The following is a 14,462-nucleotide window of genomic DNA, read 5'->3' as shown; positions in this document are numbered from 1 at the left end:
AAAGTACGAAATTGTACAAAATTATCCGAATTTTTTCGATTCGTTTTTTTTCAATATTCAACCTTAAAAATTGTATTATTATTAATCAAATTATATATTTACCACATTATTCAATATCTTGTGAAAAAAATTATACTTTTTCATCTATTCTCCTTTATATTGTTATCCTCATTATTGTTTGCCCAGATCCCCGGGATAGTCAATTACAATGAGGAAAACGGTTTAAATAATTCATATACCTACTCAATTAATCAAGATAAGACTGGATTTTTGTGGATAGGAAGCGATAACGGACTGTTCCGGTTTGACGGAAAAGAGTTTAAGCATTTCAATAATAAGCAGGGCTTAAAGAACATCGAAGCCCTGTCATGTATTCCTTTATCCAACGGAGAAGTTTTTATTGCCCCTTTTCTGAATAATTTTGCCTACCTGAAAAACGGCAGAATTATCAATTCAGATTCTAACAGAGAATTACAAAAAATGCAGTTCACCGTTAACCCCGATTACTATGTTGACAGCGAATCTCTTTACCTATTTTCCTCTTATAATCCGGACAATATCTATAGGTATCGGAATGAAAAGGTGAACAGAATTCCTTTGGCTATTAAGAGCAGCCAGACCGATTCCTATTATGCTTTCGGCCTGAACGTCGCGGATAAGATGCTGTATCTGTTTCGTCAGGAAAAAAAGGAAAATATTCAGGCTTATGATATCATTACGAAAAAGAAAACACCCTGCAATATTTCTATTAAGAAAAACACTGTCATATTAAGGAAAGGTGATATTTTTGTTTTCAGAAACAAAAGAACAGTAGAAGTTTACAAGCTTTACAACAAATTTTATTTCAAAAAACTCAAAAGCTATACAGCCGGGGAAAATATCCACCGGATCGTTATAGATAATAACTACCGGCTCTGGCTATGTCCCGAAGAAGGTGGAGCACTTTATTTTAAACAGCCGTTACTGGATGACAGCAGGCTTTCCGATCCTGTCAGAATGATGGAAAACTATATTCTCAACGATATTTTTGTGGATCAAGACAACAATACATGGTTTTCTACCCGGAATAATGGTATTTTTTTCATTGCTGACCAGTTTTTTAAAAATTATGTTCACTTTCCGATCAAAAATAATTCATCAAACATAAAGGCCATTGCCAAAAACAGTCATGGTATTTTTCTGGGCTATAACGAAGCTAAAAGTGGCATTTATCACAACGGACAGATAACAGATCTTGTTTTTGAAAGAAATATTAAAATAGAGCACAAATCTATCTTTTCTGAGGGAAACACAGTCATATTCGGGCTTACAAGAAGTCTTTTTCAATATGATATCGTGACCAGGAAAAAATATTTTTTAAAGGATTATCTTTTAAAAAACATTGTCCCCTATACACCTGGATCTATCATATTATGTACATCAGACGGGCTTATTGCTTACAATTACAAAACAGGCAGTTATACTGAAATACTCAGCAAAGAAAGGATGTATACAGCTCTTCCCTATGCCAGGGACAGTCTGTTTGCCGGAAATTTTAAAGATCTTTATAAAGTGAATACTGTTTCTAAAAAGAAAAAATTGTTTCTGAAGGGATATTATTTTACAGATCTTAAAAAATTCGGTGATGATCTGTATATCGGGGCTACCAACGTTAACGGGATCATCCTTTTTGATAACTCTAAAATCCTCAGGAAAATCTCGGAAAAAGTTGGATTGGTTACAAACCAGATCAAAAAAATTGAAATAGAAAACAAAAGTGTATTCTGGGCAAGTACTAATTATGGACTCAGCAGAATTGAGCTTACAGGATCTGACATCAAGATCAATAATTTCACACAGACAGACGGTCTGCCCTCAAATTCAGTATCCGGATGTATTATTTCCGGTGATACGATCTATGTGGGAACCTCAAAAGGACTGGGAATTCTTTCTATTGAAAATTTAATGGGCCAGAAGAAATTCATTAACAAAAAAGTAATCATCAATTCCGTTGTCATTGGCGGCAGGGAAATTTTTGACATCAGACAGCCTTTAACGGGGCAAACTCCTCACAATGATGTTACCTTCAATGTAAGTTTTCCGGATTTTATTTCCCAGGGAAAGATAAGCTACCGGTATAAGATTGAGGGGCTCAGCAATGGCTGGCAAACGGGCAATTCCCAGAAGATCATTTTTTCTTCTCTTCCTCCAGGCAGCTATACGTTTAAGATTTTCGGACTCGGCTATAATGGAAAACAGTCTTATGGCTCTACAAATCTACAATTTGAGATTCTCCCGAAATTCTGGCAGACCCTGTGGTTCAAGCTGATGATCATCAGTATGGGTGCTGCTGCCCTGTTTATTCTGATCAACTTTTATTTTCAAAAGAAAAGAAATAAAAAGCTGGAAACATTATACTATGAAAAAAAGATTGCCGAGCTTGAACTGCAGGCCATTAAGGCACAAATTAACCCCCATTTCATTTATAACTGCCTCAATTCTATCCAGTTTCTTCTGTACAAAAAAGATTATAAAGAAACAGAAAATTATCTTGAAATATTTGCTCAAATGATCAGGAAAACCCTGTATTATTCTGAGAAAACATTCATGTCTATCAAAGATGAAGCAGATTATCTTTCATTATATCTGAATATGGAAAAACTCAGGTTAAAAGATCTGTTCGACTATAAAATTATCTTATCTGAAAACATCAACAAAAACTGGATGCTTCCTTCCCTGCTGATCCAGCCTTTTGTGGAAAATGCCATAAAGCACGGAATTGCAGGTTTAAAAGACAGAAAAGGAAATATACTGGTGTCATTTGACTACAACGGAACATCCATCTGTGTTATCATAGAAGATAATGGTACAGGCATTGGCCGCAAAAGACAGGCAAGCCCTGATTCTTTCGGGGTAAAATTATCTCAGAAAAGGATTGAAACATTCAGGCAGCTTTTTGAGACTCATATCATACTTGAGATCCATGATCTTTCTGAAAAAGAACAAAGACCGGGAACCCAGATTAAACTTTATATAAAACCTTATGAAAACCAAAATACAGGCATGCATCATTGATGATGAACAGGACGGAAGAGATTATATCGCTCTTCTTCTGGAAAATGAATTCCCTGAGATCCAGACGGCATTTCAGGCATCAAGCGTAGAGGAAGCTTATATTTATCTTACTAAAAATTCACCGGATATTCTTTTTCTGGATGTGCAGCTGAAAGACGGTACTGCTTTTGATCTTCTTTCAAAATTCAGGGAAATAGACTCCCGGATTATTTTCATTACAGCATTTGAAAATTTTGCTATCCAAGCTATTAAAAACGGTGCAGCAGATTATTTGCTCAAGCCTATCAAGAAAATAGATTTTATCATTGCTGTGAATAAAGTGCTGGAATCCATTAAAAAAAGTAAAATCCAGCCGGGTATTTCTTCCAGCGAGAACAAGATCAGCCTTCCTACCCTTCAGGGTTTCAAATTAACCAACATCAGCGATATCATACGCTGTGAAGCAGATTCCAGCTATACAACCTTTTATCTTGCGGATAAAACGAAGATCATTGTTTCCAAAACACTGCATGAATTTGAAGAACATCTTACAAAATATAATTTTTTCAGGATTCATCATAAGCATCTGATCAACCTTTTTCACCTTAAAGAATACATTAAGGGTAAAGGCGGGCAGGTAGTGATGGCTGATCATTCCGTACTGGATGTTTCCGTACGTAAAAAGAATGATTTCTTAAACAAGATTGAAAATTTAGACTAAAAACTAGCAACCGGAATTATCTTTCCGTTTTGTTATCTTTTCAATCATTTTTTTCAGCATAACCGGAACGATCAACTGGTGGAAAGGACGCACAGGAATAAAATACAGCATTCCCATACGGTTGTGATATTTCACGGTGGTCGAAATTGTTAAAAAACTATTTTCAGTGCCGTGCTGTGTATCATCATAAAAAAGGGAAACCCTGAAATCTAGGTGCTTATCATTCTCACCTAGGATAATTTCGCGGTCTGTCTTATCAAATATTTTGAAAATCCCTATCTGATCTCCCACTTCAAGTTTAAAATCATCCGGTGATAATGGCTTATTGCTGCCCGTCCCGGTTTTCAGCCCGAACATTTTAACGATGCTGTTTCTGAAAGCAAACATTTTCTTCCCCCACTGAGGAGTGCTGGTGAAAAAAGCCTTGCCCAATTCTAGCGTGGATATATTTTGTTTCCCTTCCAATTCTCCCTTAAAACTGTCTGTATAGTCAAACAATGCTTTTTCTTTGGATAAAACAGACCCTTCCGGTAATTCAGTTTTTTTGATCTTCATGGCAATGGTTTTAAATGTTCCAGTCTTTATTCTAACAAATGTAAGCGACTCCCCACAAAAAAGAAGTGATGGATATCAGTTTTTCAGTTAAATAAAAGCCTGATTACAGTTTTACTGCATCGAGAAAACCTACACTTATCTTGAATACATCCACACTTACTAGAAAAACATCCACACTTAACAATTCACAACTAAGGGAACTGATAAAGCTCTTAATTTTATTCAATGCAAACTATCAGACGGAGAACAAAAATATCTGATTCTGACAAGTTATAAAAAAGAACCAACCATAAAAACTATACCATATGAAACTCAAAAACATTGTAATTTTAGGAATATCCTCAGGGCTTTTCCTTTTATCAGGCTGTCGGGATAACAGTGAACAGCTTGAAGAAACGACAGCAGCTAAAACCACTGCTTTAACCAAATTTGAATTGTCCAATCTCCCACCTGCTCCACCGGAAATCAGAGAAGAATTTGCTCAGGATGGCATTGATATCGATAAAGTACAGGTCGAATATTTCTCCGACGGTCAGCCGGTTGATATGATTGCTGATCTGGAAGACAAATTCCCTGTTGCTTCTTTAGTTAAAAATCCGCTCGATCAATCCGCAGTGATTACAGTAAGAACTTTTTCAACTGAGGAAAAATATCTGCAGTATGGGGATCAGAACGGCCTGAAATTCCGTGAAACTAAAGCATTTAATGAATCTATACAAAAATATGCTGAGGTTAACGGCCTGGTTCAGATAGCTGAAGCCGGAGAACAGCTGCCGGATAGTTATTATACATTTGAAAAGCAGCAGTACCAGACTTACTTTGGGGCTTCCGGCCCGGGATGGTTAAGGGTTTATGACGATATTATCCCATATGGCTCCAATAAATATGTCATGTCTCCTATCACTCCTACTCTGGGATTCTGGTTTTTTGACAATTGGAATAATAAGATAGGATGTTATAAAAGACAGCATATCTATATGGTAGAGCATCTTTACGACAAAAAGTTTTTCAGAAAGCATTTAGTTTCCCTTTCAGGATGGGGAGGATCTACGGTTATGTTTTGGGGGATCCTCGGCTATGTTAACAACAGGGTAGAATCAATGATACTCTTTTAAATAAAGCAAAATAAATAGAGGGCCGTTTCATCCGAAATGGCCTTTTTTATGCCAAGCTGTTTCATGATTATAAAAAATAAATTAAATTCGAATCATCAAAATTGATCTTCATGATACAACTTCCATTATCCAAGCTTTCAAATGTAGGAACTACCATTTTTAGCCAGATGACCCAGCTCGCCAATGAATATGAGGCTATCAACCTTTCCCAGGGGTTTCCTGATTTCATGCCGGATACGGAACTGCTGGATCATGTCAATCATTTTATCCAGAAAGGATTCAACCAATATGCTCCGTTGGGAGGCATGATGCCACTCAAAGAAGAGATCGCCAGAAAAATAGAGAACAGCCACAAGGCAGTTTATCACCCTGATTCTGAGATCACAGTCACTGCCGGGGGAACCCAGGCTATTTTTACAGCCATTGCCACTTTTGTTAAAAAAGAGGATGAAGTAATCATTTTTGAACCTGCTTACGACTGTTATGAGCCTACAGTAGAGCTTTTTGGAGGAATTGTAAAGCGTTTTGAGATGAAAGCTCCGGATTATGAGATCGACTGGGCTACAGTAAAGGATCTGGTAAGTGAGAAAACCAAAATGATCATTCTTAATAATCCTAATAATCCTTCCGGGAAGATTTTAAAGGAAAATGATCTGCAGGAATTGATCAAACTTGTAAAAGACACTTCAATTCTTATCCTGAGTGATGAAGTATACGAAAATATTGTTTTTGACGGAAAGCAGCATCTCAGCATCTGCCAATATCCTGAACTCAAAGAGAGAAGTCTTCTTGTTGCTTCATTTGGGAAACTTTTTCATGTCACTGGCTGGAAAATCGGTTACTGTGCTGCCCCTAAAAATCTTACCGATGAATTCAGAAAAGTCCATCAGTTCAATGTTTTCTGTGTCAATACACCTATCCAGCTTGCCCTTGCTGAATACATGAAAAATGATGAGCATTACCTTCATCTGAACACCTTTTTTCAGGAAAAGAGGAATTTTCTAAGAAAAGGTCTTGCAGGCACATCTTTCGGACTTCTTGACTGTGAAGGAACTTATTTCCAGGCTCTTACTTATGATAAAATATCTGATAAAAGTGACTTTGATTTCGCTTCAGAACTGACGATCAATTATAAGGTGGCAAGCGTTCCTTTCTCGTCATTCTATAAAAATAAAAGGAATGACCACGTGATCCGTTTATGTTTTGCAAAAAAGCAGGAAACACTTGAAAGAGCTATAGAGAACCTTTCCAGACTTTAGACCTTTATATAAGCGGCGAAAGGAGCCTGGCCAGATGTTCAAAGAAAACTTTGGTTTCGGGCCTTTTTCTCCATGATTCAAGAGTAATTTCCTCGCAGTCATTCATATCTTCATGGAAGAGATTCTGAAGTTTTTCATTGATCTTTTTATTAAAAACCAATGCATTGACCTCGAAATTCAGTTCCTGGCTTCTTACGTCCATATTGGCTGTTCCTACAGATGAAAAGTTATCATCGATGATCATCGTTTTAGCGTGGATAAAACCTTTTTTGTAAAAGAAGATTCTCACATTATTTTCCAGAAGTTCTTCATAATAAGAATATGCCGCAGCATTCACAATCATGGAATCGCCGGATTTGGGAACCATAAGCCTTACATCGATTCCGGAAAGGGCTGCCTGTTTGATAGCATTCAATACGGTTTCTACCGGAATAAAGTATGGGGTGACAATATATATTCTTTTTCTGGCAGAAAGTACCGCAGAAGCCGTACTGAGCATAATGGAAGGCTTGGTATCCGGACCGCTTGCAGCCGTCTGAATAAGTGAATTTCCCTCCTCTTGGTTCTTAAAATCAAAATAATGCTGGGAGATTTCAGGAATATTTTCTGTGGCAAAGATCCAGTTACTGAGGAATAAAAACTGAAAATAGAAAGCCGCCTCTCCTTTTATATAAAGATGGACATCCCTCCAGTACTGTATGGGATTAGGATTAATATATTTATCAGAAACATTGATTCCGCCTGTAAAAACCTGTGCACCATCTACAATGATGATCTTTCTGTGATCCCTGTAATTGACCCTGTTGGCCAGCAGCCTGAATGTAATTTTGTTAACAGGAGATATCTGAACACCTCCTTCTTTTAGCCTTTTCAACAGCTTACGCCCTATTTTCCCGCTCCCCATATCATCATAGAGGAAACGGACAGTCACCCCTTCTTCTGCCTTTTTGATCAGCAGGTCAGCAAGCCTGTTCCCTATTCCGTCATTATCATAGATATAATACTCAAGGTGGATATGATGAACTGCTTTCTCAATAACTTCAAAAACTTTTTCAAATTTACCTTCTCCATTGATCAGTATTTCTGCATGGTTTCCCGGTGAAAGCGGAGAATGTGACGCATTATAGAGAAAATTGACTGTTGTTAAAAACTGTCCTATTTCTCCTGTATGCTTTTCTAAGGTTGTAAGGTGTGTTTTCCATATATAAGCACTTACATCCTGATAAACCCGTTCGTTTCGTGCAATTTTAAAAGTATAGAATTTATTTTTCCGGTAATTGACTCCAAATACAAAATAGATGATGATCCCAACAACTGGAAGAAAAATGATCAGCATAAGATACGCAAGGGTCTTACCCGTATTTTTGGTATCCATAATAATTTTACCGGCCAGAAAAACAATTCCGACAAGATAAAGCCCCTCAAGCCCTAGAAGGATATAGGGAAACTGATCGAAAAACTCTTTTATCATATGATGAACTTTGCAGATACTAAAGATAGGTAAAAAGGCAAAAAGATAAAAGAATGGGATCAGCAAGCCGTGCTTTTTTGTTTACAAAAAATAAACCAGCTCATTTTCAGATCTGGTTTAATTTTTTTATTTAAAGACTGCTTTGTATTCGATAGTATTTTATAAAAACATACCGCCTGAGGCTTCTATTCTCTGTCCGTTGATCCAGCCTGCATCTTCAGTACACAGGAATGCCACTACCCCTCCGATATCATCCGGAAGTCCGGCTCTTCCCAATGCAGTAATATTAGAAACCATTGAATTTACATTCTGATCGTCTCTTGTTCTTCCGCCTCCAAAATCTGTTTCAATGGCTCCCGGTGCTATAACGTTCGCTTTGATTTTACGGGGTCCGAGTTCTTTTGCCATATATTTTGTCAGCATTTCTACACCGGCCTTCATAGAACCGTAAACGGAAGATCCCGGCAGGGCAAATCTTGCCAATCCTGATGAAATATTAATAATTCCGCCGCCGTCATTAATGAAAGGAAGCATTTTTTGTGTCAGAAAGAAAACTCCTTTAAAATGAATATTTATAGTGTCATCAAACTGTTCTTCCGTAGTTTCCATAATGGGAGCATATAAAGCTGTTCCCGCATTGTTGATCAGGAAATCGATGTTTGGACTGCCTGTTTCAGTTTTCAGATGATCTGTGATGTTTTTCACAAATGTATCGAAGCTTTTTACATCTCTGGTATCCAACTGGTAAGCAGCTGCATTTTGGCCCAGTGCTTTTATTTCCCTGACTACAGCATCGGCTTCTTCACTGCTGTTTTTATAAGTAATAATAACATCTAATCCTTTTTGAGCAATTTTAAGAGCTGCATTTTTTCCAAGTCCACGGCTTCCACCTGTGATCAATGCAATTTTTGTTTTTGTATTCATCGTTTTATATTATTTATTTTGATGATACAAAGTTGGAAAATTCTGCAGAAGAAATGTTTGCCTGAATCAATCTGAAATTTGCAAAATTCAAATCATGTACGGAATTGCATCGGAGTAAATGAAGTCTTTCTTTTGAAAAAGTTAGAAAAATGGGCTATTTCCTCAAAACCCAGCGCATAAGAAATCTCGGAAACGTTCCATTTGGTTTGCCTTAAAAGAATTTTAGCTTCCTGAACTAGGCGGTCGGCAATAAACTCCGTGGTTGTTTTTCCTGTGCTTTCTTTTAATTTTTTATTCAAATAATTCACATGAACGGCCAGTCTGTCGGCATAATCTTTTGCTGTTTTCAGCTGTAATCTCTGGTCTGCGGATTCTATCGGAAACTGTCTTTCCAAAAGCTCTATAAATAAAGACACAACCCGTAATGAGGTATCATTTGAGGCAGAAAGTTTTGCAGCAGGCTGCAGCTTTTGTCCATAATGGATCAGCTCCAGCACATAGTTCCTGATCAGGTCATATTTGAAAATGTAATCGGAAGCTATTTCCTGTTTTATTTTTGTGAAGAGAATTTCTATTTCGTCTGCCAGATCATCTTCAATCTCAAACAACGGAATATTTCCCGGCTGAAAAATCGGCAGGTCTTCCAATGAAAACCGGGATTGCGCCTTGATAAAGAAATCTTCTGTAAAGACACAGAAACTTCCCGACTGGTCAGGATCTTCCGGCACCCAATGATATGGAACTTTAGGGGTAGCAAATAATAAAGCATTCTTTTTGATGGCTATGATTTTGTCTGCATATTCTGCCCTGTTCTGTCCCCTGATCAGACTTATTTTGTAATATTTTCTTCTGTTGTAAGGCATTTCCGAAGTAGTTCGAACCCTTTCAATAGTCTGTCTGATATCGAAAACATTAAAATGGCCTATATCCTTATGAAGTCCTTTCGGAAAAATACTTTCAAGATCTTTTCCCAGTTTGGCGGACATCTCTTTATAGAAGTCTTCAAGGGATGAATGAGTGATCTTTTCCATAGCTTAACTGTTTGTAAAATTCAAATATACAAAGTTAACAGGATTTGAAAATGAAAAAATATTTTACTTTTTTCTTCATGAAGTGATATACGTATGCATATTTTTCTTACCTTAGTTTTCAAACTAATCCACTAAAAATCAAAACAATGGAAAATCAAGATTTACCTAAAGGAAAAAAACTGAACAAAAAGCAATTAAGAAGTATCACCGGAGGATTATTAGACTGTATTGATCCTATGACCGGAGGCTGCAAAAAAATATCAATAAGCTGTGCACAGCTGCAATGCAGACCTGGAATAGAGCCTTAATAAAGAATTAAAAAGAACCATTCTGTATAAGGGTGGTTTTTTTTACTAAGAAAAAACGCTCCAGAGATAATCCCTGAAGCGTTTTCTATTATAACTAACTTTAATATATTCTTATACGTTGAATCTAAAGTGCATGATGTCTCCATCCTGAACAATATATTCTTTACCTTCAACAGAAAGTTTTCCGGCTTCTTTAATTTTCACTTCGGAACCATAAGTGATATAATCATTATACTTGATTACTTCTGCACGGATGAATCCTTTTTCAAAATCTGTGTGGATCACTCCGGCAGCTTGTGGAGCTGTCCATCCCTGACCTATTGTCCATGCTCTTACTTCTTTTACACCCGCCGTAAAATAGGTCTGAAGTTTTAATAAATCGTAAGCTTTTCTGATCAGACGGTTTACTCCCGGTTCTTCAAGTCCCAATTCTTCAAGGAAAATCTCTCTTTCTTCAAATGTTTCCAGTTCATTGATATCTGCCTCGATCTGTGCTGCTAAAACAACAACCTCTGCTCCTTCATTTTTAGCCATTGCATCAATCTTTTCTATCCATTCGTTACCGTTTTTGATAGAATTTTCGTCTACGTTACATACATACAATACAGGCTTTTTGGTTAAAAGCTGAATATCGTCGATGATAGGCTGTGTCAAATCATTTACCGGAAATTCTCTTGCATTTTTACCGTCCTCAATGAACTTCTCCAGGTTCTGAAGAGTTTCATACACAAGGATATCATCTTTTTTTCCGGATTTGATGAATTTTTTAGCTTTTTCAACAGCTTTTCCTACTGTTTCAAGGTCTTTAAGCTGTAATTCGATGTCGATAATCTCCTTATCTCTCATTGGGTCTACAGAGCCTTCAACGTGGATAATGTTACCGTTATCAAAGCATCTTAAAACATGGATAATTGCTTCACACTCGCGGATGTTGGCAAGAAACTGGTTTCCCAGCCCTTCTCCTTTGCTGGCTCCTTTTACAAGACCTGCAATATCAACAATTTCAACTACTGCCGGCAATACTCTTTCCGGATTCACTATTTTTTCAAGTTCAAAAAGTCTCTGATCCGGTACAGATACCGTACCCAGGTTCGGTTCTATCGTACAGAAAGGATAGTTCGCAGATTGAGCTTTAGCGTTGCTTAAGCAGTTAAAAAGAGTTGATTTACCTACATTCGGAAGGCCTACAATTCCACATTTCATATTGTAAAATTCAAAGTTTAATATTCAATGATACTATTTAAGTCCAGGCTGGAAGTTTGATGTTTAAATTCATACTCCAGACCACTTAACTTTCAGCCTGCAAAGATAGTGAATTTAAAAGGAGTTTCATAATAAAAAAATCTGCCAAGATTTAGGCAGATTTTCAATATTTTTTGTCCATCAATTGTTTTTACGGATTGTCTCCTGTGGCATCCTGAGCCAAAGGAACATCATTCGGCGCTTCCTGCAATGTTTTATCTAAAGTAAATAAAGACTCATCAGTAGCACGATCCCCACCTGCAATTTTCAATTTATCAATCAGGTTGGAGGCCAGTGTTTCTTCTTCTATCTGTTCCTGTACAAACCACTGCATAAAATTCCATGTAGCCCAGTCTTTTTCTTCTAACGCCAGATCTACAATTCTGTAAATTGCTGTAGTATTGTCGACTTCATGTTTAAAAACACCGTCAAAACAAGCTGTTAAAGATTCCGGATCGGCAGGAGGAGCCGGAATGGCATCTACTTTCGGTTTCCCGCCTCTGTTCAGCACATATTCCATAAACTTAATAGAATGATTTCTTTCTTCCTGCGCATGTCTGTAAAGGAAATTGGCAATTCCCTGATATCCTTTATCATCTGCCCAGATCCCATAAGACAAAAAAACGTGTGATGCATGAATTTCTTTATTCATCTGATCACTCAATGCCCTTTCAATGATCGGGGAAAGTCTGTTGGTATTCATAATGCTATATTTTTGTGATTATGAAAATAATAATGCAAAAATAGTTCCGCCACTGTTTTATTTTCTTTCTAACGAATTTCAACATGCTTTTAAATTACTGATATAAAGATAACTACACATTTAATTTATAGTTATTCTAAAATAAATTGCCTATATGTTTGGAATCGATTTTATTTTTTACGGGTAACGCAAAAGACGCAAATTATTTTCCAATTGATTGTTTTAAGTTGCAAAGGATGTTGTCTCCGATAAAATTTACGCTGAACTGAATGTTTTTTTAAAGAAAAACCAGTCCTTAATTGAACTGGTTCTATTGATTTTTTTAGACGTAATGGTTTTTATAGTTTTTTGAAGGCACTGCATGAGTTTACTGAGAGGTTATAAGACCAATAGTAACTTCTAACCTATATCTTCCTTGTCACAGTCTTGTCCTGATTTTTTTTAACTCAAACTTAAATTATTTTATCTTCTTTGCCATATAATCACTTTCGTTTCCTAGTCTGTCCACTGCTTTTATTGCAACTGCATTTAATCTTTTACCCTCTTTAGATTTAGGAATGTCTTTTGAAAGGGTGTCCAATGTAAGGATTTCTGTTTCCCAAACTCCGTTGTACTGGGTGAAAAGTATCCATTGGAAGACATTTCCGATATTTTGGGTACTCCAGTTCGTTTGTACAAAACTTCCATTATCGGTTACAAATAAAGTGGGAGTCTGCAATGGAACAGCTTTTATCCATGGTGTTTTCGGAACTAATGCTTTTTCGCTGTAAGGGCCGTTTTTCAAAGTAGGAAGCATTCCCGCATTTCTCGTTAATCCTGCAATACTCCAATGAATTTCTCCGGCACCGTTCTTTAAAATCTGTCTGGAAATTTCAATCTGATTTTTAATTTCCGTGGGACGGTCTGAAACTTTGATCTCAACGGTATTAAGACCGGGCCAAAGATGACGATTCATTGTATTTTCAGATTTCCACCAGTTCAATAAAGCTTCAAAACCCTGACCTTTGGCATCGATCGGCCAGTACAGCTGTGGAGAGAAATAATCTACCCAGCCTTTATTCAGCCATAATTTTGCATCAGCGTATAGCTCGTCGTATTGGGAAGAGCCTACAATTCCTTCAGGATATCCGGGCTTCCAGATTCCGAACGGACTGATCCCGAATCTTACATAGTTTTTCTCTGCATGAATCTCTTTGTAAATCCTCTCTACAAATTTATTGACATTGTCTCTTCTCCAGTCTGCTCTGGATAATGTTCCGCCGCTTCTCTGGTATTCATTCCAGGTTGCATTATCGGGAAAGTCTGCTCCCCTGTTGTAGGTGGCGTAGGGATAGAAATAATCGTCAAAATGTATGGCATCGATGTCATATCTTTTCACAATATCTTTTACGACATTAGAGACATGCCCCTGCGTTTTGGGATTGGCAGGGTCGAACCAGTACATTCCGTTCTTTAATCTTACCACAATATCAGAAAGCTTGTTTGCCATAGACAGGCTGTTTACAGCTCCACCGTTTGAATGATGGGCACGGTAAGGGTTTAGCCAGACATGCAATTCCATGCCTCTTTTATGCGCTTCCTCAATCCAGAACTGAAGGGGGTCATAATTGGGATATGGGGCCATTCCTGTTTCCCCGGTAAGAAAGTATGACCAAGGTTCTATATTACTTGTATACAATGCATCTGCAGAAGGTCTGATCTGGAAAATGGCTGCATTGAAGTTGTTATCTTTCAGCATATCGAGCATGCTGATGGCTTCTGCTTTCTGCTGATCAACCGTTAAATTATTTCTTGAAGGCCAATTGATATTGGCTACACTGGCAATCCAGGCTCCGCGGAATTCTCTTTTAACTTCTGGAAGAACGGTTCTGAAGTTCTCCTCAGCCGGAGGCACTGGTGCTACAGGTTTTACAACTGTAACCGGATCTTTAGGCTTTATGGTATTGCTGTTAGGTTTTGCTGTATTTTTTGTTGGTGCTTCTTTTATGGTATTGTTCTGGACGGAGCAACTGGCATATGATGCAAAAACTCCGGCTAAAACAGTAAGCTTTATGATATTCATTCTCATCGTTTGCAAACTACTTTAAATTTATTTCTTCT

The 14,462-nt window shown here is 37.3% G+C and carries 12 protein-coding genes; 5 read left to right on the top strand and 7 right to left on the bottom strand.

All coding sequences use genetic code 11. From position 1 onward, the window contains the following. The first annotated feature begins 120 nt into the window (after window positions 1-120). Both J2T03_RS01625 and J2T03_RS01620 read left to right on the top strand, forming a co-directional pair. On the top strand, window positions 121-3,054 hold the full coding sequence (locus tag J2T03_RS01625) for a sensor histidine kinase (protein ID WP_307209069.1): 2,934 nt from the start codon (window positions 121-123) through the stop codon (window positions 3,052-3,054). Next, window positions 3,023-3,754, top strand: coding sequence for a LytR/AlgR family response regulator transcription factor (locus tag J2T03_RS01620; RefSeq protein WP_306843083.1), 732 nt, complete (start codon window positions 3,023-3,025; stop codon window positions 3,752-3,754). Before J2T03_RS01625 ends, J2T03_RS01620 begins: the two co-directional genes overlap by 32 nt. 3 nt (window positions 3,755-3,757) lie before the next feature. On the opposite strand, the gene J2T03_RS01615 is transcribed toward J2T03_RS01620, so the two are convergent. Next, complete coding sequence (locus J2T03_RS01615) at window positions 3,758-4,309, bottom strand: DUF2867 domain-containing protein (protein WP_306843084.1); 552 nt, start codon at window positions 4,307-4,309, stop codon at window positions 3,758-3,760. A gap of 305 nt (window positions 4,310-4,614) precedes the next feature. Between J2T03_RS01615 and J2T03_RS01610 the strand changes: the two genes are divergently transcribed. Beyond that, window positions 4,615-5,424 (top strand): hypothetical protein, encoded by an 810-nt coding sequence (locus J2T03_RS01610; RefSeq protein WP_306843085.1) that lies wholly within the window; start codon window positions 4,615-4,617, stop codon window positions 5,422-5,424. Window positions 5,425-5,534: 110 nt separating this feature from the next. After that, on the top strand, window positions 5,535-6,683 hold the full coding sequence (locus J2T03_RS01605) for a methionine aminotransferase (RefSeq protein WP_307209068.1): 1,149 nt from the start codon (window positions 5,535-5,537) through the stop codon (window positions 6,681-6,683). Window positions 6,684-6,687: 4 nt separating this feature from the next. Here the strand turns inward: J2T03_RS01605 and cls are convergent, their stop codons facing one another. The 3 genes from cls to J2T03_RS01590 all read right to left on the bottom strand — a co-directional run bounded on the left by cls (window position 6,688) and on the right by J2T03_RS01590 (window position 10,109). After that, the gene (gene cls / locus J2T03_RS01600; protein ID WP_307209067.1) at window positions 6,688-8,154 is read right to left on the bottom strand and encodes a cardiolipin synthase; all 1,467 of its coding nucleotides are present in this window, start codon (window positions 8,152-8,154) and stop codon (window positions 6,688-6,690) included. Between the two features lie 159 nt (window positions 8,155-8,313). Then, a complete protein-coding gene (locus J2T03_RS01595; RefSeq protein WP_307209066.1) occupies window positions 8,314-9,078 on the bottom strand; it encodes an SDR family NAD(P)-dependent oxidoreductase in 765 nt (254 codons plus the stop codon). Window positions 9,079-9,170: 92 nt separating this feature from the next. Next, a complete protein-coding gene (locus tag J2T03_RS01590) occupies window positions 9,171-10,109 on the bottom strand; it encodes a helix-turn-helix domain-containing protein (RefSeq protein ID WP_307209065.1) in 939 nt (312 codons plus the stop codon). Between the two features lie 146 nt (window positions 10,110-10,255). Between J2T03_RS01590 and J2T03_RS01585 the strand changes: the two genes are divergently transcribed. Beyond that, window positions 10,256-10,417, top strand: a complete 162-nt coding sequence (locus J2T03_RS01585) for a bacteriocin (protein WP_307209064.1) — start codon at window positions 10,256-10,258, stop codon at window positions 10,415-10,417. Window positions 10,418-10,528: 111 nt separating this feature from the next. Here J2T03_RS01585 and ychF read toward each other — a convergent pair whose 3' ends face one another. The 3 genes from ychF to J2T03_RS01570 all read right to left on the bottom strand — a co-directional run bounded on the left by ychF (window position 10,529) and on the right by J2T03_RS01570 (window position 14,424). Beyond that, the gene (gene ychF / locus J2T03_RS01580; RefSeq protein WP_306843091.1) at window positions 10,529-11,620 is read right to left on the bottom strand and encodes a redox-regulated ATPase YchF; all 1,092 of its coding nucleotides are present in this window, start codon (window positions 11,618-11,620) and stop codon (window positions 10,529-10,531) included. 190 nt (window positions 11,621-11,810) lie between these two features. Further along, complete coding sequence (locus J2T03_RS01575) at window positions 11,811-12,362, bottom strand: ferritin (RefSeq protein WP_306843092.1); 552 nt, start codon at window positions 12,360-12,362, stop codon at window positions 11,811-11,813. A 457-nt stretch (window positions 12,363-12,819) separates the two neighbouring features. Next, window positions 12,820-14,424, bottom strand: a complete 1,605-nt coding sequence (locus J2T03_RS01570; protein ID WP_307209063.1) for a glycoside hydrolase family 10 protein — start codon at window positions 14,422-14,424, stop codon at window positions 12,820-12,822. Window positions 14,425-14,462 lie beyond the last annotated feature (38 nt).

The organism is Chryseobacterium lathyri (assembly GCF_030812195.1).
Classification (GTDB): Bacteria; Bacteroidota; Bacteroidia; order Flavobacteriales; family Weeksellaceae; genus Chryseobacterium; species Chryseobacterium lathyri_A.
Note: the sequence above shows the minus strand (reverse complement) of the source record. Positions and strands in the feature narration are given on the sequence as shown.

Coding starts and splice junctions, on each gene's coding strand:
- J2T03_RS01610 (WP_306843085.1), top strand. CDS start 4,615: ATGAAACTCAAAAACATTGTAATTTTAGGAATATCCTCAGGGCTTTTC.
- J2T03_RS01570 (WP_307209063.1), bottom strand. CDS start 14,424: ATGAATATCATAAAGCTTACTGTTTTAGCCGGAGTTTTTGCATCATAT.
- J2T03_RS01595 (WP_307209066.1), bottom strand. CDS start 9,078: ATGAATACAAAAACAAAAATTGCATTGATCACAGGTGGAAGCCGTGGA.
- J2T03_RS01585 (WP_307209064.1), top strand. CDS start 10,256: ATGGAAAATCAAGATTTACCTAAAGGAAAAAAACTGAACAAAAAGCAA.
- J2T03_RS01615 (WP_306843084.1), bottom strand. CDS start 4,309: ATGAAGATCAAAAAAACTGAATTACCGGAAGGGTCTGTTTTATCCAAA.
- J2T03_RS01605 (WP_307209068.1), top strand. CDS start 5,535: ATGATACAACTTCCATTATCCAAGCTTTCAAATGTAGGAACTACCATT.
- J2T03_RS01590 (WP_307209065.1), bottom strand. CDS start 10,109: ATGGAAAAGATCACTCATTCATCCCTTGAAGACTTCTATAAAGAGATG.
- J2T03_RS01575 (WP_306843092.1), bottom strand. CDS start 12,362: ATGAATACCAACAGACTTTCCCCGATCATTGAAAGGGCATTGAGTGAT.
- J2T03_RS01620 (WP_306843083.1), top strand. CDS start 3,023: ATGAAAACCAAAATACAGGCATGCATCATTGATGATGAACAGGACGGA.
- ychF (WP_306843091.1), bottom strand. CDS start 11,620: ATGAAATGTGGAATTGTAGGCCTTCCGAATGTAGGTAAATCAACTCTT.
- cls (WP_307209067.1), bottom strand. CDS start 8,154: ATGATAAAAGAGTTTTTCGATCAGTTTCCCTATATCCTTCTAGGGCTT.